The organism is Staphylococcus sp. MB377, assembly GCF_001922505.1.
GTDB lineage: Bacteria > Bacillota > Bacilli > Staphylococcales > Staphylococcaceae > Staphylococcus > Staphylococcus haemolyticus.
This window is the reverse complement of sequence record NZ_MAON01000062.1, coordinates 43,387-67,718: the sequence shown is the minus strand read 5'-3', so window position 1 is coordinate 67,718 and position 24,332 is coordinate 43,387. Positions and strand designations below refer to the sequence as shown.

General features: G+C 30.9%; 28 protein-coding genes and 2 pseudogenes. 19 read left to right on the top strand and 11 right to left on the bottom strand.

Going from position 1 to position 24,332, the window contains the following annotated elements:
* Window positions 1-119: 119 nt before the first annotated feature.
* The 6 genes from BB045_RS11160 to BB045_RS11135 all read left to right on the top strand — a co-directional run bounded on the left by BB045_RS11160 (window position 120) and on the right by BB045_RS11135 (window position 5,246).
* Entirely contained in the window at window positions 120-1,055 is a 936-nt protein-coding gene (locus BB045_RS11160) for an aldo/keto reductase (protein WP_075140765.1), read from the top strand.
* A gap of 246 nt (window positions 1,056-1,301) precedes the next feature.
* Window positions 1,302-1,838, top strand: coding sequence for a flavodoxin family protein (locus BB045_RS11155; RefSeq protein ID WP_011276585.1), 537 nt, complete (start codon window positions 1,302-1,304; stop codon window positions 1,836-1,838).
* Between the two features lie 115 nt (window positions 1,839-1,953).
* On the top strand, window positions 1,954-2,430 hold the full coding sequence (locus BB045_RS11150) for a GNAT family N-acetyltransferase (protein WP_037552452.1): 477 nt from the start codon (window positions 1,954-1,956) through the stop codon (window positions 2,428-2,430).
* 19 nt (window positions 2,431-2,449) lie between these two features.
* Entirely contained in the window at window positions 2,450-3,766 is a 1,317-nt protein-coding gene (locus BB045_RS11145; RefSeq protein WP_178377508.1) for an HD domain-containing protein, read from the top strand.
* Between the two features lie 70 nt (window positions 3,767-3,836).
* A complete protein-coding gene (locus BB045_RS11140) occupies window positions 3,837-4,343 on the top strand; it encodes a YwhD family protein (RefSeq protein WP_011276582.1) in 507 nt (168 codons plus the stop codon).
* Between the two features lie 228 nt (window positions 4,344-4,571).
* Window positions 4,572-5,246, top strand: a complete 675-nt coding sequence (locus tag BB045_RS11135) for an IS6 family transposase (protein WP_011276581.1) — start codon at window positions 4,572-4,574, stop codon at window positions 5,244-5,246.
* Window positions 5,247-5,409: 163 nt separating this feature from the next.
* Here BB045_RS11135 and BB045_RS11130 read toward each other — a convergent pair whose 3' ends face one another.
* The 6 genes and pseudogenes from BB045_RS11130 to BB045_RS12055 form a co-directional block, all read right to left on the bottom strand.
* Window positions 5,410-5,757 (bottom strand): ArsR/SmtB family transcription factor, encoded by a 348-nt coding sequence (locus BB045_RS11130; protein WP_011276580.1) that lies wholly within the window; start codon window positions 5,755-5,757, stop codon window positions 5,410-5,412.
* Window positions 5,758-5,774: 17 nt separating this feature from the next.
* Window positions 5,775-6,392 (bottom strand): CadD family cadmium resistance transporter, encoded by a 618-nt coding sequence (locus tag BB045_RS11125; RefSeq protein ID WP_011276579.1) that lies wholly within the window; start codon window positions 6,390-6,392, stop codon window positions 5,775-5,777.
* 230 nt (window positions 6,393-6,622) lie between these two features.
* Complete coding sequence (locus BB045_RS11120; protein ID WP_011276556.1) at window positions 6,623-6,841, bottom strand: VraH family peptide resistance protein; 219 nt, start codon at window positions 6,839-6,841, stop codon at window positions 6,623-6,625.
* 852 nt (window positions 6,842-7,693) lie between these two features.
* Window positions 7,694-8,200, bottom strand: a pseudogene (locus BB045_RS11115) (protein rep); the annotation flags it as partial.
* Window positions 8,201-8,346: 146 nt separating this feature from the next.
* Window positions 8,347-8,443: pseudogene (locus BB045_RS12475) on the bottom strand (helix-turn-helix transcriptional regulator); the annotation flags it as partial.
* Between the two features lie 270 nt (window positions 8,444-8,713).
* Entirely contained in the window at window positions 8,714-8,809 is a 96-nt protein-coding gene (locus tag BB045_RS12055) for a type I toxin-antitoxin system Fst family toxin (protein ID WP_011276553.1), read from the bottom strand.
* Window positions 8,810-9,097: 288 nt separating this feature from the next.
* Between BB045_RS12055 and BB045_RS11110 the strand changes: the two genes are divergently transcribed.
* The 12 genes from BB045_RS11110 to BB045_RS11055 all read left to right on the top strand — a co-directional run bounded on the left by BB045_RS11110 (window position 9,098) and on the right by BB045_RS11055 (window position 19,909).
* Window positions 9,098-9,514, top strand: coding sequence for a YwiB family protein (locus BB045_RS11110; protein ID WP_011276552.1), 417 nt, complete (start codon window positions 9,098-9,100; stop codon window positions 9,512-9,514).
* Window positions 9,511-11,172, top strand: a complete 1,662-nt coding sequence (argS, locus tag BB045_RS11105; protein ID WP_011276551.1) for an arginine--tRNA ligase — start codon at window positions 9,511-9,513, stop codon at window positions 11,170-11,172. Before BB045_RS11110 ends, argS begins: the two co-directional genes overlap by 4 nt.
* 84 nt (window positions 11,173-11,256) lie before the next feature.
* On the top strand, window positions 11,257-11,895 hold the full coding sequence (locus BB045_RS11100) for an endonuclease III domain-containing protein (RefSeq protein ID WP_070581152.1): 639 nt from the start codon (window positions 11,257-11,259) through the stop codon (window positions 11,893-11,895).
* 98 nt (window positions 11,896-11,993) lie between these two features.
* Window positions 11,994-12,758, top strand: a complete 765-nt coding sequence (locus tag BB045_RS11095; RefSeq protein ID WP_075140763.1) for a MerR family transcriptional regulator — start codon at window positions 11,994-11,996, stop codon at window positions 12,756-12,758.
* 65 nt (window positions 12,759-12,823) lie between these two features.
* Complete coding sequence (locus BB045_RS11090) at window positions 12,824-13,321, top strand: DUF805 domain-containing protein (RefSeq protein ID WP_070441990.1); 498 nt, start codon at window positions 12,824-12,826, stop codon at window positions 13,319-13,321.
* Between the two features lie 220 nt (window positions 13,322-13,541).
* On the top strand, window positions 13,542-14,408 hold the full coding sequence (locus BB045_RS11085; protein ID WP_049425988.1) for an ABC transporter substrate-binding protein: 867 nt from the start codon (window positions 13,542-13,544) through the stop codon (window positions 14,406-14,408).
* 303 nt (window positions 14,409-14,711) lie between these two features.
* A complete protein-coding gene (locus BB045_RS11080; protein ID WP_011276546.1) occupies window positions 14,712-15,665 on the top strand; it encodes a FecCD family ABC transporter permease in 954 nt (317 codons plus the stop codon).
* 98 nt (window positions 15,666-15,763) lie between these two features.
* Window positions 15,764-16,468 (top strand): HAD family hydrolase, encoded by a 705-nt coding sequence (locus tag BB045_RS11075; RefSeq protein WP_011276545.1) that lies wholly within the window; start codon window positions 15,764-15,766, stop codon window positions 16,466-16,468.
* Window position 16,469: 1 nt separating this feature from the next.
* Entirely contained in the window at window positions 16,470-17,264 is a 795-nt protein-coding gene (locus BB045_RS11070; RefSeq protein ID WP_011276544.1) for an alpha/beta fold hydrolase, read from the top strand.
* A 153-nt stretch (window positions 17,265-17,417) separates the two neighbouring features.
* Window positions 17,418-17,924, top strand: a complete 507-nt coding sequence (locus BB045_RS11065) for an SA0570 family protein (RefSeq protein WP_011276543.1) — start codon at window positions 17,418-17,420, stop codon at window positions 17,922-17,924.
* A gap of 182 nt (window positions 17,925-18,106) precedes the next feature.
* Window positions 18,107-18,823 (top strand): hypothetical protein, encoded by a 717-nt coding sequence (locus BB045_RS11060; protein ID WP_011276542.1) that lies wholly within the window; start codon window positions 18,107-18,109, stop codon window positions 18,821-18,823.
* 276 nt (window positions 18,824-19,099) lie between these two features.
* A complete protein-coding gene (locus BB045_RS11055) occupies window positions 19,100-19,909 on the top strand; it encodes an alpha/beta fold hydrolase (RefSeq protein ID WP_053019395.1) in 810 nt (269 codons plus the stop codon).
* A gap of 243 nt (window positions 19,910-20,152) precedes the next feature.
* On the opposite strand, the gene sarA is transcribed toward BB045_RS11055, so the two are convergent.
* The 5 genes from sarA to sroA form a co-directional block, all read right to left on the bottom strand.
* Window positions 20,153-20,527 (bottom strand): global transcriptional regulator SarA, encoded by a 375-nt coding sequence (gene sarA, locus BB045_RS11050; RefSeq protein ID WP_070441987.1) that lies wholly within the window; start codon window positions 20,525-20,527, stop codon window positions 20,153-20,155.
* Between the two features lie 323 nt (window positions 20,528-20,850).
* Complete coding sequence (locus tag BB045_RS11045; RefSeq protein WP_256262278.1) at window positions 20,851-21,786, bottom strand: efflux RND transporter periplasmic adaptor subunit; 936 nt, start codon at window positions 21,784-21,786, stop codon at window positions 20,851-20,853.
* Window positions 21,787-21,926: 140 nt separating this feature from the next.
* Complete coding sequence (locus BB045_RS11040) at window positions 21,927-22,853, bottom strand: DMT family transporter (RefSeq protein ID WP_016930893.1); 927 nt, start codon at window positions 22,851-22,853, stop codon at window positions 21,927-21,929.
* A 311-nt stretch (window positions 22,854-23,164) separates the two neighbouring features.
* Window positions 23,165-23,386 (bottom strand): DUF2922 domain-containing protein, encoded by a 222-nt coding sequence (locus tag BB045_RS11035; RefSeq protein ID WP_016930894.1) that lies wholly within the window; start codon window positions 23,384-23,386, stop codon window positions 23,165-23,167.
* 34 nt (window positions 23,387-23,420) lie between these two features.
* Entirely contained in the window at window positions 23,421-23,627 is a 207-nt protein-coding gene (gene sroA, locus BB045_RS11030) for a sigS mRNA-stabilizing protein SroA (RefSeq protein ID WP_011276536.1), read from the bottom strand.
* A 142-nt stretch (window positions 23,628-23,769) separates the two neighbouring features.
* On the opposite strand from sroA, the gene BB045_RS11025 reads away from it, so the two are divergent.
* Complete coding sequence (locus BB045_RS11025; RefSeq protein ID WP_011276535.1) at window positions 23,770-24,327, top strand: tyrosine-type recombinase/integrase; 558 nt, start codon at window positions 23,770-23,772, stop codon at window positions 24,325-24,327.
* Window positions 24,328-24,332 lie beyond the last annotated feature (5 nt).

Sequence of the window (24,332 nt, the reverse complement as noted above, 5' to 3'; positions counted from 1 at the left end):
CTTTAATGTAACTTGATTAGTTACATTAAAATACATTACTCATCAAAAGTCAATATGAATGTCATAATAAAAAATGGGTAAACTATAAGTAGTTATATAGAATAAAGGAGTGATTATAGATGGCAGATTTAGTACAATTAGGTAAATCAGATGTTCACGTATTTCCAATTGCATTAGGTACAAACGCAGTAGGTGGTCACAATTTATACCCAAATTTAGATGAAGAACAGGGTAAAGATGTTGTACGTAAAGCAATTGACAACGGTATTACGTTACTAGATACAGCTTATATTTATGGACCTGAACGTTCTGAAGAATTAGTTGGCCAAGTAGTTCAAGAGTATCCTCGTGAACAAGTTCAAATTGCCACGAAAGGTTCACATGTTATTAAAGAAAATGATGAAGTCGTACAAAATAATGATCCAGATTATTTAAAACAGCAAGTTGAGAATAGCTTGAAACGCCTTCAAGTAGATTATATTGATTTATACTACATTCATTTTCCGGATGAAAATACTCCGAAAGATAAAGCAGTTGCTGCATTAAATGAACTTAAAGATGAAGGCAAGATTAAAGCAATTGGCGTGTCTAACTTCTCATTAGAACAACTTAAGGAAGCGAATAAAGATGGTTATGTCGATGTAGTGCAATTAGAGTACAACTTATTACATCGAGAAAATGAAGAAGTCATGAAATATGCAGCTGAAAATAATATTACATTTATACCATACTTCCCGTTAGCATCAGGCATCTTAGCTGGGAAGTATGAGGAAAATCAAACGTTTGATGATCATCGTGTACCTCGCCGTGATTTCCAACCGGAAGTATTTAATGATAATGTTCGACGAGTGAAACAATTACAAGGCATTGCGGAAGCTCATAACACATCTATTGCTAATGTGGTTCTAGCATTCTACTTAACGCGTCCAGCGTTAGATGTGGTGATTCCTGGTGCGAAACATGCTGAACAAGTTGTGCAAAATATTGAAGCGGCAAATATTCAATTAACAGATGATGAACTGAACAAAATTGATGAATTATTTCCGATTGAATAAAATAAGTTAAGGTAAAATTAAATAAAGTAATTGATGCTCTTACACCGTTTATATGTGTGTAAGAGTTTTTTATAACTGAAATAAATAGTAATGATTCTTTTTTTATTTTAAAAAATACACATATATTACGTGAAATAAGGGTACTAGGCAAATATGTAAAATATTAAGTAAGTATGAAGTTTTTATGTTGTTAACAATGAAAAAGGAAATAGTTTTTTTAATATAAATTAAGAGAGAGTGATAAAAATGATTACAGTTTTATTTGGAGGAAGTCGTCCAGAGGGGAATACAGCACAACTTACTAAGTTAGCAGTTGAGGGATTAGATTATAAATGGATTGACTTAACCGATTATCAATTCAATCCTGTAAGAGACTTTCGTCACGAGAATAGAGATATTACAAGCTATAACGATGATTATAAACAGGTCATTGATCAAGTTTTAGAAAGTGATACGGTCATATTTGCATCACCGGTGTATTGGTATAGTGTTTCTGCATCTTTAAAGGCATTTATCGATCATTGGTCTGAAACTTTAATAGACAACAACTACAAGGACTTTAAAGAAAAAATGGCAAAGAAAGATTTTCGACTTATTTTAGTTGGTGGAGACTGCCCTAAAGTGAAAGCTAAGCCAGGTATTACTCAAATGAAATATACATTAGATTTTATTGGTGCTGAACTTAATGGATATATAATTGGTACCGCTGAACGTCCAGGTGATATTTCGAAAGATATGTTTGCACTAGAAAGAGCTAAAGAATGGAATGAAACATTAACGTAAGCCTAATTCAAAAGTATATTAAACTACGCCGATAAATATTCTATATTAAGCGATTGTATAAGTACTGTGATATAATTTCATTATTAATTCCATAGTAAAGTCAGGAGAATCAAGTATGTTTAAAGTCAGAGAAGCTACACCAAATGACGTCGTAGCAATTAGAGATGTTGCTACTAAGGCATGGTATAACACATATTTAAATATTTATGCAGCATCAACAATAAATGAGTTATTAGCTGCTTCTTATAATGAGCAACATTTAAAGAAACGTTTAGAAGAACAACTATTTTTAGTAGCCGAAGATAATGATGAAATTATTGGCTTTGCTAATTTCATTTATGGTAAAGAATTGTATTTGTCTGCGCATTATGTACATCCAGAATCTCAACATAAAGGTTATGGTTCTAGTCTACTTAAGAAAGGATTAGAACAATTTGACGGTAAATATGATGCAGTATTTTTAGAAGTTGATAATAAAAATAAAGATGCAATTCAATACTATCAAAATAATGATTTTGAAATCGTACGTTCTTATCAACCAGAAATGTATGGAGAACAAATGGATTTGGCTTTAATGAAGAGAAGTATATAAACGCTATGACTATACTGTAATGAGAGGAAGGATTTATTTGACGCAAACACCTTATGTTGAACAGAAATTAGCTGAAGAGAAGGTATTCAAAGACCCTATTCATAAATATATTCACGTCAAAGATCAACTTATTTGGGATCTTATTAAGACAAAAGAGTTTCAACGTTTACGTCGTATTAAACAACTAGGCACATTATATCTTTCTTTTCATACTGCAGAGCATAGTCGTTTTGGCCATTCTTTAGGTGTATATGAAATCGTGCGACGTATGATTGACGAATCATTTATGGGACGAGATGCTTGGAACAATGAAGATAGACCATTGGCATTATGTGCAGCATTATTACATGATTTAGGTCATGGTCCATTTTCACATAGTTTTGAAAAGATATTCAATACAGACCATGAAGCCTTTACGCAAGCAATTATTACTGGACCTACTGAAGTTAATGAAGTTTTAAGTCGCGTATCGAGTACTTTTCCTAAAGAAGTTGCAGAAGTAATTAACAAAACGCATCAAAATAAACTTGTAATTTCTATGATTTCATCGCAAATTGATGCTGATCGAATGGACTATTTACAAAGAGATGCTTATTTTACGGGCGTCTCTTATGGCACATTTGATATGGAACGTATTTTACGTTTAATGAGACCATCTAAAGATGAAGTTCTTATTAAAGAGAGTGGAATGCATGCCGTTGAGAACTTTATAATGAGTCGCTATCAAATGTATTGGCAAATATACTTTCATCCGGTTAGTAGAGGCGGAGAAGTATTGTTAAATAATTGTTTGAAACGTGTTAAACAATTGTACAATGAGGGGTACCATTTTAAGATGTACCCAGAAGATTTTGTTCCTTTTTTTGAAGAGAAGGTTACAATTGAGCAATACGTTGATTTAGATGAAGTCGTCGTACTTTATTATTTGAAGAAATGGATACAAGAAGATGATGCAATTCTCAGTGATTTAGCACGTCGTTTTATAAATAGAGACTTATTTAAATATATTCCATTTGATGGTTCAATTATTACTATTACTGAGCTACAAGAGTTGTTCATAGAAGGTAATATTGATCCGAACTATTATTTTGTTAGTGAGGCTTTCTCTGATTTACCATATGATTATGATCGACCTGGTTCTAATAGACAACCAATACATTTATTAAGACGCAATGGTAGTATTAGAGAAATTAGTAGTCAATCACTCGTTATTTCAAGTATTACAGGTATTAATCGTGAAGATTATAAATTATACTATCCTAAAGAAATGATTCTTAATATTGAGAATCCACAAACTAAGGGTTCTATTATTAATCTACTTAATGAATTGAATTAAGCCATTGAAACTTTAATATATAACGCATAATATAGAGATTATGAATTCAAGTTTTTCGGAGGTGTAATGTGTGTCTGAGAACAAAGGTTTTAAATTTAATATTATCAAGAATGACCCGCTTGATGGACATAAAGGGACGAATATAGGCTCAATTAGTTTAGATAATATTGCACCAGTATTTATAGATGTTGCGAATAAAGAGGCGTTTATAGATATAGGTGGTATGCATGCACGTGCTCAAGTTGAAAAAGGTGTTAAATGGATAAATGACAAATCGGAAGTTGAAGGCGAAGAAGCTAAAGAATATTGGCTTTGCTGGGTGACTACTGAACGTAGTGAGAGTGGCCCATATTATGCTGGTGTTACTGCATGTTATTTATTAGTTAACAAAAGTATACGACGTGGTTATAAAAGTATGCCTGAACATGTTAATATGATGGATAAATCTATGAAACATAAAATTATCATTGACCACATTGGTGAGGAAAATAAAAAAGTTTTAGCAGACTTTTTAAAATCTCATAATGAAGAGATGTGGAATAATTCTAGTGAGGAATTATTCAAAGCTTTTGAATAATATAAACAGTATTAGGAGTAGGACACTACGCTTAAAACAGCCAGTAAGTGCATTTGTATAAATACACTTACTGGCTTATTTAATTTCAATAGTATTAAAATCTTTTGTTCCAATCAAATCTGGCTATGAATACTCAGTAATTATTTTAAAGGTTCACCAATATGATATTCACGGTTCTGTTGCAAAGTTGAATTTATAGTATAATTTTAATAAAAAGGAGTCTTTTGTATGAACTATTTCAGATATAAACTATTTAACAAGGATGTTATCACCGTAGCCGTTGGTTACTATCTAAGATATGCATTGAGTTATCGTGATATATCTGAAATATTAAGGGAACGTGGTGTAAACGTTCATCATTCAACGGTCTACCGTTGGGTTAAAGAATATGCCCCGATTTTATATCAAATTTGGAAGAAAAAGCATAAAAAAGCTTATTACAAATGGCGTATTGATGAGACGTACATCAAAATAAAAGGAAAATGGAACTATTTATATCGTGCCATTGATGCAGAGGGACAAACATTAGATATTTGGTTGCGTAAGCAACGAGATAATCATTCAGCATATGTATTTATCAAACGTCTCATTAAACAATTTGGTAAACCTCAAAAGGTAATTACAGATCAGGCACCTTCCACGAAGGTCGCAATGGCTAAAGTCATTAAAGCTTTTAAACTTAAACCTGACTGTTATTGTACATCGAAATATCTGAATAATCTCATTGAGCAAGGTCACCGTCATATTAAAGTAAGAAAGACAAGATATCAAAGTATCAATACGGCAAAGAATACTTTAAAAGGTATTGAATGTATTTACGCTCTATATAAAAAGAACCGCAGGTCTCTTCAGATCTACGGATTTTCGCCATGCCACGAAATTAGGCATATGTTCGCCAGTTAAGGGAACAACGACATGATAAAATGGTAATTAGTTATATTTTTCTAACTTTACAACAGAACCCTTTAATCTAGCAATAAAAGAACTTAAACAAAAATAGAAGTGTTTAAAAGTACAAAAGGGGTGATCTTTCAATGGAAGTTATAAAGACAAGAAGAAACTCGTTTCAAAATCCCTCTTGATTTTTACAGAAAAAATCTTTAATTTTATCGTCTTTAATAAAATAATAAGCCATCTTTCCATCTTTCCAAAAATCAAGAACATCATTTTTATACAAAAGTCTTAAGTGATGTGATGTAGAAGCAACACTCATATTTAATATCAAAGAAATATCACAAACACATAACTCATTTTCCTTAATCAAAGATAATATGATTTTTAACTTCTTTTCATCACATATTTTTTGAAAAATACTAAGTAATTTTTGTGATTTATCATCTTCTAAAAAATTCAAAGCATTATTCACTTTATCCTCATGAATACAAATCACATCACAAGCATTTGCCTTGCCCATATAAACCACACCTTAATTTAAAATATAAAACCAATTATTGTTTGAATTGTATTATTTTCAATAATAATAAATAACCCTAAACCAATATAAATAACAGCCATTATCCAACGACTAAACTTCTCTACAATTTCACCAACACCTGAAATATTAGCCAATCTTTGTGCTGTATATATTAAAACAAAAATCAATATTAAAAATACAAGAAGAGTAACTAATAAGTCGACAAGATCTAAAGTCACAAAGTAAGGAACAAAAAGTCCAATATTATCTGCACCACAACTAGCAACTGTAACCAAAGCAACAATACCGACTAATTTTGACAACCCTTTTTCATCCAATTCTTTTTTAGCTCTTTTTTCGCCTTCACAATCGTCGTAAATAGCAACTTTAATACCTAAGTAAATCGGTATTAAACCTAATAAACCCAACACCCATTTTTCCGGAACATAATTCAAAACAAAAGCTAGAAATAAACTAACTAATATTAAAATTACAGAACCTAAATATTGTCCGATATAAATATCTCGATATTCTTTTCTAGTATTTGCTCTAGCAAAAAATATTAATAGTATTACCAACAAATCTACTGCTGTAGCAATATATAAAACAGCAGCAGTAATTACAGTCGAAAACATAAAGCACCTCATTCAAAAATATTTTTGAATGTATTATAACTTATATTCTCCGAAAATCATAGATACCTTATTCCAATTGCTTTATTGACGTTGAGCCTCGGAACCCTTAACAATCCCAAAACTTGTCGAATGGTCGGCTTAATAGCTCACGCTATGCCGACATTCGTCTGCAAGTTTAGTTAAAGGTTCTTCTCAACGCACAATAAATTTTCTCGGCATAAATGCGTGGTCTACTTTTTATCTTTATCTTGTAAATCATATTTTTCTTTCATCTCATCAAGGTCATCATCTTTATAAAAAAGTATAAAATAAGCAATAATACCAAACGGAATACCTAAAAATGGTGTAGTAAAAGAACTAAATATTACACACATAAAAATTAACCAAAACAAATCTTCTAAAGACCATTTTTTATTTAATAAATCATTCACAATCTGTTTGATAGTCATAAAAATAAAACACTCCTTTTTAGCAAACTTTATCACAATAGTTATCGCTTTACAGGTCTGTTTTTCGTCGTTATAATCTAGTTAAATCCCGTAAGGGTGCACTTATACGTTTGTTCCAAACGCTAGTGCAAATTCGTAATCGACCTGCGTCGATTTTTTATTTTAAATCTTAGTTTTAAAGAATCGGCGTTGTGGCGCAGATATAAAAATTAATACTGCACGAACTAGAATCGACGTTGTAGCGTAGATATAAAAATTAATACTACATCAAAATTTAACTAAGATTTGAGCTACTAGTTTTTGCTAGTCGATTTTTTATTTTGTTATTTTTAAATACCTTTATTTTGAATTTTAAGGGGGGATTTTGAAGATTTAGGGGGAGTTTTATACCAAAAACTTATATTGGTTCTTAAAACGCAAATATGAGCCAAATAAATATATGCTAATTTCACAAACAAAAATTTGAGCAAAACCAGTGACTAATTTTTTAGACACTGCCCATTTATATGCAAATTAAAATTTTGCATAAAATCCTTCAAAAAGTAATACCAATTTTTAGTTTCTGCAGGGGCTGATTTCTGTAAAAATACCAAAATCTTGATTTTGTCCAAAATAAAAATTAAGAGCATAAGGGAAATTTGCTACCTTTTAAAAAGGTAGGTCTGGCGAAGCCAGACATTTCAATACTTACAGCATTTTTACTCAGGTATCCAAAATCGCTTAAGTACCCAAAATGTACCCACAAGATATTAGGTCTGTACCCAGAATGTACCCAAACGTTTTTTAGCACTTTTCAATAAAAAAACGCTAGCTTTTTGGCTAACGTTTTAGAAAAAATATCAAAATTTATACTCAAATTTCTTCGTCGATTTCATCAATCATTTGATGATTAATTTTTCTTTTTTCTTCTTCGGTCAAATCAAAAATTTCACTCGCTAAGTATTCTTTTTGGTTCCAGTGATAAAAAATTTGATAAATATATTCTGTCGGATCTACTTCTTTAAGATAATCTAAATCACCATTTTTTAATTTCTTTCTTGCCTCTTTAAACAAACCAGAATAAACAAGAATTTGTTTACCTTTGAGTGATTTATAAAATGCATCGAATACTTTTTGATTAATTAAATAGTCGCTATCTTTACCAGAATACTTCGCCATTCCGTATAATTCTTTGTTGTTATTTTGTTTTATTTTTTGAACATGAACTTGTGTAATTTCATCGTTACCCGTTACATCTCGCCATAAATTCAGCCATTCTTTTTGACTGATGTATGACTTAGTATCTTTAAAATACGATTTATTAACGGCAATTAAAACGTGAAAATGGGGATTATAATCATCCCGCTCTTTGTTATAGGTTCCGTTGCAAAGTTAAAAATCATGTAATATTTATACTGAAAAACGAAAAATAATTAATACTAACAAAACATTTTACTGTTAAAACAATATTTGTTTTTATAGTTTTGTATAGATGTGTATATAATTTTAACTTTGCAACGGAACCGAAAAAATTCATCCACAGTGGTACCAAATAGTCTTGCCAAATTAAATGCTAATGTCAATGTAGGATCATATATTGTTTTCTATTACATTAATAGTTTCTAATAATATTGATATGTGAGAATGATGTTACCTAAAAAAGAAAATACAATTTTAAAATATGTTGTTTATCTAGTATCGAATATATCGCACACCTCAATTTCTACCGTTGTTTAATATGTTTCTTCTAATTAGTTGAGTCATCGTGTGAAATCATTTTGCATTTCTCCACTCACCAGTGTTATAATTTAGTTAACAAGGAAACTAGCATAGATGCACCAATCCCCTCACTATTGCCGTAGTGAGGGGATTTTTAGGTGTGGCTATGGTCGCCTATTTATTATTGCGATTACGTAGCCAATGCGTGAATATCGCAATAATACAACCACTGATGACTGTGGTCGTGATGTGAACAAGGATTTCTAGCATAGATTAGCACCTCCTCTCTACGCCTAAATTGACGCCTGAGAGATAGGCGACTAGTATATTATATCATCTCCAAATACACGCTGATGGTTTACTTTTAATAAGTCATTTTATAGTAATATTTTCCAAGATTTAACCTATATACTGTTCTTTTTATTACTAAATTTATCAAAATAGATGATGATACTTATATATCCTAAATGCTTTAAAACTGAGAAGTATCACCTACATGCACTATCTAATTTATGCTATAATGTGGTGTATTATTTAGAAGCTAAGGTGAGGCAAACGTTGAATAAGAATATAGACGTTCAAACGAAACAAGTTCTAAAACAAAATGGTGAAAAACAAAAATTTGAATTTGCTGCTCAAGGTTCATGGCAAAAGAAAAACGCAGATTATATTCGATACCAAGAACAAATTGAAGATGCAGTTGTTAATGTAACAATTAAAATTGAGGAACGCGGTGTTAAATTAATACGCAAAGGCGATATTAATATGAATCTTCACTTTGTGGAAGGTCATGATACGACTACACTTTACGATATACCAGCTGGTCGTATTCCTTTAACTGTTAAAACACGTAGCATCCTGCATTTTGTGAATGAAAATGGTGGAAAATTAAAAATTCAATACGAGTTACATCAGAACGATGAAAAGATGGGCTCATATCAATATGAAATTAATTATAAGGAGATAAGCGAATGAATATTATTGAAAAAGTAAAATCAACTTTAATAGAAGAAATTAAAGCAAGTATTGAAAAAGCTAATCTGGCTGAAGATATTCCCGAAATTAAAGTAGAGATACCAAAAGATACTAAAAACGGGGATTATTCAACGAATATTGCAATGGTATTAACTAAAGTTGCGAAACGTAATCCACGTGAAATTGCTCAAGCTATCGTTGATAACTTAGACACAAGTAAAGCGAACGTGAAGCAAGTAGATATCGCGGGCCCTGGTTTTATTAATTTCTACTTAGATAATCAGTATTTAACTGCAGTTATCCCAGAAGCTATCAATAAAGGTGACAAATTCGGTTGTGCAGAAGAATCTAAGAACACGAATATTTTATTAGAATATGTATCTGCTAACCCAACTGGTGATTTGCACATTGGTCATGCTAGAAATGCTGCTGTAGGTGATTCATTAGCTAATATTTTAATTGCTGCAGGTTATAATGTAACACGTGAATATTATATTAATGACGCGGGTAATCAAATTACTAACTTAGCACGTTCTATTGAAACGCGTTTCTTCGAGGCACTTGGTGATACAAGTCATGAAATGCCAGCTGATGGTTATAACGGAAAAGATATCATCGAAATTGGTAAAGATTTAGCTGATAAACACCCTGAAATGAAAGACTACTCTGATGAAGAACGTCTTAAAACATTCAGACAATTAGGTGTCGATTATGAAATGGATAAATTGAAAAAAGATTTAGCTGATTTCAACGTCCACTTTGATAACTGGTTCAGTGAAACATCATTATATGAAAATGGTGCCATTGATAACACATTAGCTAAAATGAATGAACTAGGTTATACGTATGAAGCGGATGGTGCGACATGGCTACGTACATCTGACTTTAAAGATGATAAAGACCGAGTATTAATTAAGAAAGATGGTACTTACACATACTTTACGCCAGATACAGCATATCATTACAATAAAATTAATCGTGGTAATGATATCCTAATCGATTTAATGGGTGCCGATCATCATGGTTATATTAATCGTTTGAAAGCTAGTCTTGAAACATTTGGTGTGGATAGTAATCGTCTTGAAATTCAAATCATGCAAATGGTTCGTTTAATGCAAGATGGAGTCGAAGTGAAGATGAGTAAACGTACAGGTAATGCGATTACTTTACGTGAAATTATGGATGAAGTAGGCATTGATGCTGCACGTTATTTCTTAACAATGCGTAGTCCTGATTCTCATTTCGACTTTGATTTGGAACTTGCCAAAGAAAAGTCACAAGATAATCCAATTTACTATGCTCAATACGCGCATGCACGTATTTGCTCAATCTTAAAACAAGCGAAAGAACAAGGTGTTGAAGTTACTGCTGATGCTGACTTTTCAACGATTACAAATGAAAAAGCAATCGACTTATTGAAGAAGGTTGCTGAATTTGAACCAACTATTGAAAGTGCAGCAGAAAATCGCGCACCACATCGTTTAACAAACTATATTCAAGATTTAGCTTCTGCATTCCACAAATTCTATAATGCTGAAAAAGTATTAACAGATGATGCAGAAAAGACGAAAGCTCATATAGCTTTAGTAGATGCAGTAAGAATTACGTTACACAATGCATTAGCACTGGTTGGTGTCTCTGCACCTGAATCTATGTAATCAAGAGAATTATATAAATTTTGATAACACCCTCATAAATTTCGATTTGTGAGGGTATTATTATGTAAAGATTGGAGTGAGAGTATGCCAACGCTTACGACAGAAGAACTTTACGAAACTTTATTAGAGCATATGGGACCGCAACATTGGTGGCCCGCTGAGAGCTCGGAAGAAATGATGCTCGGTGCTATATTAGTCCAAAATACGAATTGGAAAAATGCAGACATGGCTTTACTTCGGTTAAAAGAAAAAACAAACTTTGATCCTCAAAAAATTTTATCGTTGCCATTAACTGAACTACAAGAAACGATCCGTTCCAGCGGCTTTTATAGGAATAAAGGGAAAGCCATTCATGCTTTGTTTCAGTGGTTAAATCAATTTAATTTTGATTATGAAAATATTGCTCAACATTATGGAGATAATCTAAGAAGAGAATTACTAAAAATTCGTGGCATCGGTAGCGAAACAGCTGATGTTTTACTCGTCTATATCTTTAAAGGTATCGAGTTTATTCCTGATAGTTATACGAGACGTTTGTATAGTAAGTTAGGTTACGCCCATACAGAAAGTTATGATAAATTTAAAAAGCAAATTTCATTGCCTCCTCATTTTACGAATCAAGATGCTAACGAGTTTCATGCCTTATTAGATAATTTTGGGAAAAACTATTTTAATGGAAATGGGACTCAAAAATACACATTTTTAGAAGATCATTTTAATTAAGAATGATTGACTTTAACGTTATGTCATAGTCCACACTCTTAAATAGATGAATGAGGTATTAATGATATTAAAAATAAAGGAAAGTGGAGAATAAAATAATGCTAAATCATGACTATTTTACACCTAATGAAGTGAGCAAAGTGACGTCGGTTAGTACAAGAACTTTACGTTATTATCATGAGATTGGTTTACTTGTGCCTAGTTATATTGATGATAACGGGTATCGCTATTATCATTCTCAAGATATATCAAAATTACAAACAATTTTATTTCTTAGACAACTCAATTTATCAATTGAGAACATTCAAAACTATTTTCAGCAAAGTATTAATGATAAAAATGTAATATTAGAAGAAAGTTATGCTCAAATTATTCATCAACGAAATCACCTGAATCAAATCATTGATTACCTCAATCATCATCTAATTAATCATAGAAATGAGGAGATTAATATGGACAAATTTAATCAATTTGATGTGAATGAACAATATGATAAAGAAGCGGCGCTAAAATATGGTGACACGGATTACTATCAGTCATATAAAGTTAATAGAACTCAATTTAGTGATTCTGAGAAGCAAGATAATGATGATCATACTAATGAACAATTCAATCAATTTTTTAATGAGATGAATCAACTATTGGAAGATGGCTATTCAGCGGATGACGCATTTACGTATCAAAATATCGAAACGTTAAAAAAGATATTACAACGACAAGTACCAAATGCGGACAATCAATTCTTAGAATATATGACACTCACTTATGAAAGTGATGAACGTTTTGCTAAAAATATAAATAAAAATCGTAATGATTATTTAAATGAATATATTGCAAGAGCAATTCGAGCTTATATTAAATAAAGTATTCTCTTCAATTCTTTATTGTGTAATGATTATAGTGAATCATATTTAAAGGAGACGCTATAATGATTGAGTCGTATCAGCTATTCTGGAAAAATTATTTCAATGTACAAGGTCGAACTCGTAGACGACATTATTGGTTTGCAACATTAGCTAATATCATCGTACTTGTATTATTAAGTTTACTTGCAGACTTACTTAAATGGGTGTTTGGCGGTGGAGATACGTTTTTTAACATTGTTTATGAAACGATTGATGTCATCATTGTAATAGGTACATTTACTATGTCAGTACGTCGATTTCATGATGTTGGGCGCACAATGTTAATTCCGTTAATTATGTTAATATCGATGCTGTTACGAGGATTAATTGTATTATTAGAAACAATATCTAATGTGTATTTGAGTAATTTTTATTCTGACGTATCGTTGATGATTGCAACGGTAGTTGTATTAGTTATTTCGATCGTATTATTAATTGTATCAATTTTCGCATTGATTTATTGTGTTACAGATAGTGAAAAAGGTACAAATGAGTATGGAACTAATCCCAAGGCAACGTAATGTTAAGAAAAGCATTGAGTATTTCTAAATTTAGAGATATTCAATGCTTTTTAATATTTAAAATTTTCCATGAAACAAATAATAATATAAAATTACACAATTAAATATAAAAAACTAAATTAATATTTAATATTATTTGTTATGATATATGCATACATAATCTAGAAAGGAATGTGTGAACGTGTTAAATAAAAAGTTATGGATATTACTTAGTTTAGTCATGTTGATTCTTGTCGCTTGTGGACAAAACGACCAACATAAACAAGAAGATAAACAAAGTAATCAATCTGATTCCAACTCGAAAGAGCATTCATACAAACGTATCGTGTCGCTTATGCCAAGTAATACGGAAATTCTTTATGAATTAGGTCTCGGAAAAGATGTTGTAGGTGTTTCTACAGTGGACGATTACCCTAAAGATGTTAAAAAGGGGAAAGAACAATTTAATACAATGAATTTAAATAAAGAAGCCTTATTAAAAGTCAAACCCGATTTAATTTTAGCACATGAATCTCAAAAAGGAACTTCAAAGAAAGTGTTAGATAGTCTTGAAAAAAATGGCGTAAAAGTGGTTTATGTGAAAGATGCACAATCATTGGATCAAACGTATGAAACTTTTAAACAAATAGGTAAAGTAACGGGACGTGAACATGAAGCTAACGAACTTATTGATGAGACGAAGCACAATGTTGAAAAAGTAATAAAGTCGGTGCCAAGACATCATAGGTCACAATCTGTTTTTATGGAAGTCTCTTCTAAACCTGAAATATATACAGCAGGCAAACATACATTTTTTGATGACATGTTATCCCAATTAGATGCTAAAAATAGCTTTTCAAATATAGAAGGTTGGAAACCAGTGGATAAAGAAGGTATCATTAAAAAGAATCCAGATATCCTCATTTCTACAGAAGGTCTATCTAAATCAGATTACTATAAAGTGATTAAAAAACGTGATGGTTTCCGTCAAATTAAAGCTGTGAAAAATGGACGTATTGAAACTGTGAACGGTGATGAAATTTCACGTCCAGGCCCTCGTATTGATGAAGGTTTAAAACAATTAAGAGACGCTATTTATAAAAGATAAATTCATATGAATTAAATAGTTATTGTAAAAGTGAGATTAGTACAATTTATATTGAAAAGTTACATTACAAATCCCCTGTAGCTGACTGAACTGAGAAGAGCTTTAAATCAAGCTTTTCTCAGTTTTAATTATTTTTGCGACTATGCAACTACGGGACCTAGCAAAAAGAATGTTATATAGAAATGCTATAACTAATGCAAGCTAAGTCTACGAATATAAAAGAATGCTGCCCTCAGTCCCATTCTTTTATATCATCAGTTATAATAGAAGAAATAATAGAAAGATTATTGATGAGTTGATAAAATGACAAGAAATATATATTTAACATTTCTAAGTTGGTGCATATGTTTAATCGGTGCCATAGGACTTTATTTACTATGGGACTTAGGGAGCTTAACGGATTCATTTAATCAAATGATATTGCTTAAAGTTCGGTTGCCAAGAATTATTGAGGCCTTATTAACAGGAGCAATATTAACACTAGCAGGTCAGATGTTTCAGACTGTTTTAAATAATCCTCTAGCCGATAGTTTTACATTAGGACTGGCAAGTGGTGCTACATTCGGTTCTGGATTGGCGATATTTCTAGGATTATCTTTTATTTGGGTGCCCATCTTTTCAATTAGCACTAGTTTAATCGCATTGTTGATCGTCTTAATGATTGCTGCCAAAATCTCACGTGGTTATCCACTTAAAATTCTTATTATTACTGGTTTGATGATAGGTGCACTCTTTAATGCATTATTGTATATTCTAGTTTTAATTAAACCTAATAAGATGAACCAAATAGCTAACTACTTTTTCGGAGGATTTGCAGCGGCTGAAACGCGAGAGGTCATATACATCGGTCTAATAGCTATACCTATTATATTGATTCTACTTAGTATGGTGCCAGCGATTAAGTTATTACAATTAGGTGAATTGAAGAGCCGGTCATTAGGTTTAAACGTCCAACAAGTCATGTTTTTGATACTAACACTAGCATCTATAATAACAGCAGTCGCGATAGCATATACAGGTATTATTGGTTTCATCGGCATGATAGTGCCTCAACTGATAAGACGCTATTATTGGAGATTTACGTTAGGCATTCAAATGATATTAAATATTTTAATCGGTGCTACAATGATGTTGATTGCAGATTGGATTGGTAGTGTGTTAATTCATCCAGTGCAAATACCAGCTAGTATTATTTTGGCTTTAATAGGTATTCCAACATTATTTTACATTTTGCTTAAGCAATCTAAAGATATTTAAACATACATTTAACTGTATCACATGGATGTTACGTTATTATTTTATGGAAGACTTTTTGATAAAATGAGAATAATTATAGAGTTAAGAGGGAATTGACAATGGACTTAAGTCATATAAAAGCAATCGTGTTTGATTTAGAAGGTACATTATTAGATAGAACAAAATCTCGAGATAAATTCATTGAGGAACAATATGAACGATTTCATGATTACTTCGTACATGTTCAATTAGCAGATTTTAAACAAAAATTTATAGAATTAGATGACGATGAAGATAATGATAAACCTGATTTATATAAAGCAATTATTAAGCAGTTCCATATTGATCGTTTAACATGGAAAGATTTATTTAATGATTTTGAAATGCATTTCTATCGTTACGTATTCCCTTATTATGACACGCTATATACTTTGGAGAAATTATCGCAAAATAATTATGTTTTAGGTGTTATCGCAAATGGTAAATCTAAAATTAAACAATTTCGTTTACAATCATTAGGATTAGGGCATGTAATCAATTATTTATCAACTTCTGAAACTGTAGGATTCCGTAAGCCTCATCCTAAAATATTTGAAGATATGATTAATCAATTAAATGTTCAACCTGAAGAGATAATGTATGTGGGTGATGATGCTTTAAATGATGTAGCACCAGCTCGCGCAATGGGCATGGTAAGTGTGTGGTTTAAACATGATGACGCTGAATTAGAACCTTTAGAAGAAGAGGTTGACTTTATTATTACTACAAGTGAAGAGTTATTATCAATATTACCGATTCATATAAAACAAGGAGGAGATTCATAAGATGGATTTATTTACTAGAAAAGGTGGTTTATCCTTACATTACAATACGATGGGTGAGGGATATCCTGTTGTCTTAGTACATACAGCATATGAAAATGCTTCTATATTTCAAAATTTAGCAAAAGAATTGGCAAAATCTTTTCAAGTAGTTTTACTAGATTTAAGAGGACATGGCTATTCAGATAAACCAAGGCAAATTGATTTCAAAGAATTTGCCGATGATATCATACAATTACTAGATTATTTGTATATTGATGAATCAGCATTAATAGGTCATGAAATGGGCGCAGCCATAATTGCGGATTTGGCAGAACGTTATCCTAATTATGTGTCATCCCTCATAATGGTAACACCAACATCTATTGAGGGTGAATTACCTGAAGAACGTTTATTCAGAAAATATTCACATAAAATTAGAAACTGGGATGACGAAAAACAAAATAAGTTTTTAGAAAAGCATCGTTATCATAAGCCGAGAAAAGTTAATAAGTTTTTAAAACATGTTGAGGATACGAATGCAATTTCTACAAAAGAGGAGACACAAGCGATTGAAGATGTGTTCAAAGAAACTGCGATTTCAAGCGTATTTGAACATGTAACGAAACCGACGTTAATTATTGCGGGAGAACATGGTGAGCGTATTACAACACTTGAATCTAAAGAAGTAGCCGATTTAGTTAAAGAGTCACAATTTGATGTGTATGCTCAATCAAGTTTATATCCTTTTGAGGAAGAGAAAGATAAGTTTATTGAAGATGTAACACCATTTATTAAGAAATATATGCCTGAACACTAATTGTTGTTAGGATATCTTCAGTCGTCATCCTGATTTGTTACATAAAATAACTTATTTTGTAATATTTTCGTAACAATACTGTTATTTTAGTAATAAATGGGGTATACTATGAATAAGCACAAGACGAGAAACGAGATAAAGGAGAGAGTGCTTATGAAAAAATTAGTAGCGGCATTTTTAGTCTCTGGACTAGTAATGACAGGAGTAGGCGTTAATCATGCTGAAGCAGCTAGCGGTAATACAATTCAAACAGTTCAACAATTAACTCAAGGTGAAAAATCATTAGAAAATATTACACTTGGCGAATCAATCAAAAATGTTTCAAACAAATATGGTACACCGATTTATTCTAAAAATCCAAGCAACAATGAAGGTTATTATGAGTATCGCACAAATAAAGGTTTATTAGTTGTAACTGCAGTAGGTAAAAAGAACCAAGGTTATGTTACTAGAATTTCTATGACTTATAATGAAGCTAATGGCCCAACTTATAATCAAGTTAAGAAAAATTTAGGCCAAAATGCAGTGGCACGAGTTCAATATAATAAAGTAAGCGGCAATTTTGGATATATTCAAAAAGGTAAAACAAGCTATCAATTTGGCTCAAATTCACCTCAAGATAAAAACTTAAAATTATATCGTATTGATCTTGCTAAATAATAAAAATAACAAATTTTATAATTTCATCACTAGGAGCATGACGTTAAATTCTAACTTTTGAATAACGTCATGCTCTTATTTTTCGTCATTAAACAGAAAATAATGTCAATGTATGATAAAATTTTAAATTGAACAATTAACAATCGTATAGATGTTATTAAACTATAGCAAAGGAGTAACTCATGAGAACCAACGATAAAGTGTTACTTGAAAATATTAACGATTACTTTAGCCACAAAGGGATGGCACCTAATTTAATCGATGATATAAAAGAAAATTTGCGCAATGATTTGAAAAGGTCTGAATCAAAAGATGAAGATTATTTAGATTATCGTGGCAAATCTCCAGCACAAATTATTTTGATTATTCAACGAAATTTATTCGGTTTACAAACGAATCCTGTTATTTTCTTTATTATGAATTTTATCTTAATATCATATCTTTATGATAAGCAATATGTGCCATTTCAAGCGGCTACAGCAATTTCTATATTCTATTGTATAATCATTTTTCCATTATCGATTTTTATTAATATTCGTATTGATAAGAAGAAGTTTCTATATAGCAATCGTTTTGAAATGATACTAGGATATATCGTTGCGATAATTGCACTAATTTTAATCATTATGCGTGCTTTTAATCTAAATTGGGGAATCATTCCCATCACTATTTATAGTCATCAAGTCGTTTTTTTTATAGGTATTATACTAAGCTTGATCGGTGTCTTTTTTAAAAAAATAGAGTACACAGCAATTGGTTTATTATTCTGTCAAAAGACGATTGATGCAGTAGTGACAAAACCTGAAATTGCACAAATCATTTCTCTTATTATATGGATCATGATAGTGGCATTGATCGTTTTTTATACAATTAAATTATCATCAAGGACGAGGGTGTAACGCTTAATTAACATAAGCTTGAAATAAATATTATTTGAGTTTACATTCCCAGTTCAAAATAGATAAGCAAATTAACTTGAGAGTAGGGCCTGGGACATAAGCAATGTCTCAGGAGTTATTATATTGGCAGTCATTGACTGAGTTAAAAAGCACTTGTTACAAGTGCTTTTTTAATTTAAAAAATATTTATATAATAATGATTTTAATAAAGTTAAGAACATTCATAGCGTAACTTTTAATGAAGTGGGTATAGTAACAATTAAGGGAGGTGCCAATATGAAAAAAATCGAAACGTTAAACCAAACAAAATTAGCTTATCAAGATGAAGGACATGGCAGCCCCGTTATCTTAATTCATGGCTTAGATGGTAATTCGGCAGCGTTTGATTTATTAAACAAACAACTCCAACAAAACTATAGAGTGATTGCGTATGATGTTCGAGGACATGGTAAATCGTCACGTCCAGATTCATATAACTTAGAAGATCATGTGAAAGATTTATATGTACTTATCAATAAATTAAACTTAAAGAAAGCGCATCTATTAGGTCATGATATGGGAGGGGTTATTGCTAGAGAATTTACCGAAAAACATGAAAATCATTTATTATCTTTAACAATTATCTCTTCAAAAGCTGAGGATATCGTTCATGGTTTTACGAAATTAATGATTGAGCACCAAGACGAAATTGCAGGGTTTAATAAATCTGAAGCATTACTTTTATTATTCCCGTATATCTATAAAGAACAAGAATCAGCAATGAAATGGATTCAACGGCAACGCTTATACAGTAAACAAAATTCCGAGGATAGTGCTATAGCAAGCAGAGCACTTTTAGATACGGCTTATGCGAATAAAGGGTACACACATTATGTTAAAGTTCCTACATTAATTATAAACGGACGCTATGATCCAATTATAAATGATAAGAATCATTATAAAATAGAAGAGCGTTATCAAAATGTTGAGAAGGTTTTATTTGAAGAATCTGGACATGCACCCTATGTTGAAGAAGAAGATAAGTTTCTAGTCTTATATTTAAGTTTTTTAGAAAATGTTGAACAGGTAACAGAAGTGAATCATTAAATGATATTAGTTATTTTTATAAGTGGATGCCTGTTTGATGAATCATGATATAAAGCTTTTACATTAATATATTAGATGGAAATATTATAATTTAAAATACATTTGTAATACGACATATGATATACAAAAAAGCCAGTAAGTGAAATTTACGGATTTCATTTATTGGCTTTGTTATTTAAAAATAATATCTCAGGGTTATAAATTCATATCGAAACGAATAGAATTAGAAAAGCCACAAAGAAATTATAATTCAGTTTCTTTGTTAGCTTCTTCGATACGAGTATTTACTTTATTTAATAATGAATCGATTTTTTTACGTTGTGTACTATTTACAAGAATTAATACAGTTCTTTCATCGTGTTCATTACGTTTTTTATCAAAATAATCTTCTTGAGATAAATTTTTCACTGCTTTAACTACTTGTGGTTGTTTGTAGTTTAAGTGATTAATGATATCTTTTAAATAATATGCCTCTTCTTTACTTTGACTAATATATGTTAAAACTGCGAATTCTTCAAAGCTAATTGAAAATTCTTTTTTGATGATGTTTTTTAATTTATCTGCGTATGTGATCATTGATAATAATTCGAAACAATCATTGATTTTTGAAATTGCCATTTTGAAACCTCCCCAACTAATTGTGCACTTTTTCTATTTTGCCCGTTAAATTATATATAACGTCTTATAATAGTTAAAATTACTTAAATAATTTAGATTAAAAGAATTTTATTAAATTAATTTAATGCTATATTATTTAGTTAATTATAACTAAATAAAATTAAGAAGTAAACAAAGAAGTACTTAATAAAACAATATTTTGATTATTATATTCTTTGTTTGAATTTCAAAGCAATTTATAAAAATCAATTAATTAAGAACAATTATTATTTCGCTCTATATAATAAATTTTAATATGAATATACAATTGCAAAAAATCACTGCTATTTTTGTAGAAGTGATGATGAAGGATGCACAATCACTTTATCTCCAATATTTAATCCATTGGATACCATAATATACCCATTTTTTTGACTTTTAGTATATTCTATTCTTCTTTTAATAATTTTGTTATTTTGTGTAATTAAAACATAATAATTTTCATAAATTGCACTTATAGGTAGTTCTATTTTAGAAGTTCCAACATCGATATCAAAGTGGCGTCCAAGAGGGTATTGATCTTGAGTCGAAATATCTACTTGATAAATTGATTCACCTTTTTCTACTTTATAAGGGATTTGAATGATAGAAAGAATTTTACCAGTAAATAATTTGGAGTGATTTCTTGTAACGTTTACATCTTGATTCGCTTTAATATGTTCCAATTGAGATTCAGTTATACTAGCACGAATAATATGTTTTTCGCTATTAATTTGCATTATTTTTGTATTTAATTTAGAAGGATGTGCTTCTAGGATAGTTACTTTTCCAGGAATAGGGGAATTAATGCGTGTTTGAAGTCGAGTTTGGAGTTCTAATATTTGGCTGTTTAGCGTTAACTGTTGACTAATTGATTGTTTCGGTGAATGGTTGATAAGTGAGGATAGGGCCTTCTTTTTATCTACAATAAGCTTTTCAAGGAGCGGATTATAATACTCTAATAAAGGTGTATCAGAATGGATGATTTCATCATTTTTGACAAGTAAGGAAGAAACATTTCCTAAAGATGGATTGAAATATAAAGTGAAACTTTCTTGAGGTTGTTGTTCGCCAATGAATGAAAGAGAGTATTGAGGTTTTGCAGTAATGGTTTCTATTTTAGATGTGTCAGGTTCTGTTGGAATTTTTGCATAAATATGACATACAAAGGATATGACGAGGAGGATAAGTGTGGCAATTAAAATTCTTAACGGGGTAAAAAATGTCTTCAATAAGATCACCTCTATAAAATTTTTATACAACTATTATACAATGGAGATATAACGAATAAGTGTAATATCGTATAAATAAAAAAATGTCTTCTCAATTACTAAGAAAAGAAGACATTTTAAATAAAGATATTAATATAGTGTTGTAAAAACTAAAAGAGGCGTAACAAAATAATTCCTATAGCTATGGCAATTAGCCCACTAAACTTGCGAAGTGTTATTGGATTCTTGCGAACGCCTAAACCGAAATGATCAATGATAACGCCCATTAACATTTGACCTAACATTGCGACGATAGTTGTCAGTGCTGCACCTAAAAACGGCATCAGAATTATATTTGATGTGACAAATACAACGCCTAGAACACCACCAATAAAATGTATTGGCTTGATTTTACCGATATCAGGATGTGTGATTTTAATTTTGAGACTTCTGTTAAATATTAACGTTAAAATGAATAATGCTAATGTACCAACAGTGAAAGATACGAGTGCGGCAAATAGCGAATTATGCATTTGCTGAGCTAGACCACTGTTAATTGTAGTTTGTAATGGTGGCGCAAACCCAAATATAAAGCCGATGATAAGCCAAACATAAAACATATGATTTGTTTTTTCTTGGAGTTTATTTTTAGGTATATAGTTCATTAATAAGATACCGAAGAATAGGATTATGATGCCTACTGCTTTTAGGAAAGTGAATGAATGATTGCTTGCGCCAAGTAGACCGAAAGTATCTATGAAGACCCCCATGATGATTTGGCCAGCTACTGTCATGACAACAGTTAACGCTGCGCCTAAACGAGGCAGTAATAATAAGTTTCCTGTTAAGAAACAAACACCTAGTAGACCACCAACCCACCAATGATAGTCAATTGTATGTCCACTATAAAATGAAGCGTCAAATAATTTAGGATTAAAAATCATATTTAAAATAAATAAAAATAGTGTACCTACGAAAAATGAAATGGTAGATGCATAAAAAGATGATTCTGTATATCGTCCTAGGCGAGAATTGATTGAGGTTTGGATTGGGACCATCATACCAGCCACAATACCGAGTATAAATAAAAATGCCACGATAGACCCCCTATATTTTCTTTCATAACTAAAACATCATTATTATACGCATTTTAGTTTCCAATTTCAAAATACGAATATCAACGCATTTTACTAATGGTGGACTCAGAATATAAATTATTGAAGTATTAATTATAAAAAAAGAAGCTAGGACAGAATTCTTTTCGAATTCTTCATCCTAGCTTCGCAAGGTTGACTAGAAGTGAGAAAAGCTTGATTTAAGCGTCTTGTCAGCTTAGTCAACTATTACGAATATACGCAGTAGTCATGAAACATTTTTTGTCTCACACTCATTGAAACATCAGAATGTGTTATTTAGTTTCAAATAGAGTAGTACTCGTAACGTCTATTAATTTAGCATAAGTGGCTTTAATAGGTGTGCCAACTGTAGGTTGTAGAATATTAAGTTTAATAATATTATCCATAGCAGCTTTAGCATCAGCCTCAGACACAGCAACGTTAACTTGTGGGAATTGCAATTTAGCAGTTTTATTTAAATTTGTTTTAAAAGCAAGTTCTAAAGTCTTTGAAATGTAGAATACCTCCTTTCTTAATTTTTAAGTTAAATTAGGCTAAAACTTGTGTTTTAACCACCTCAACTTTATCGAATGTTTCATTAATCAGATGTGCAATGATATTGACGAATGATCTGATTTCTGAATCTGTGGCTTTAGTGTTTAAGTTAGTAAAACGACGTTTTGTTTCTTTCGCTTTACCACTTGCGTCGTGAGTGATATGCGTGCAAACAACAGATAATTGTGAAATTTCATTCATATGTTTGTCACCTCCTTTCACTCTATATATCGAAATCCATTCATAAAAGGGACACATTTATATAAAGAAATTTGAGCAAAAATATTTAATGTTACTAAAATATGGTTTATCATTAAATAAGAAACTTTTATGAGGTGGATAAATGAATCAAGTTGAACCGATCAGAAATAAAGATGATATAAAAAAGATGTATGATGTATTAAAAAAGAAATCTGATAGAGATTATCTTTTATTTAAATTAGCTATACATACGGGTATACGTTTAACAGATTTATTAAATCTAAAAGTGAAAGACGTCAAAATGATTGATCAAGATGAAATAAAATCATCTTGGATTGAGTCGTGTGCGCCTGCAATCAAAATCTTGTTACCAAACGATTTACGTGAAGAGGTTAGAAGATTTATTGAATATAATAAGCTTATGGATGATCATTTATTATTCCAATCGATAAGAACACATAAAGAGTTATCTAGACAACAAGCTTACCGAATCATTCATCATGCCGCTGAAGAGTTAGGTTTGTGTCATATTGGATTGACCACTTTGCGAAAAACATTTGCTTATCATGCTTATCAATCGGGTATTTCTATTGCAATCATACAAAAATATTTAGGTCATCAGACAACTCAAGAAACGGTGAAATTTATCGGGTTGTCTGCCGATGATGAACTTCATACAATTATCGCTTTAAATTTATAATTGAT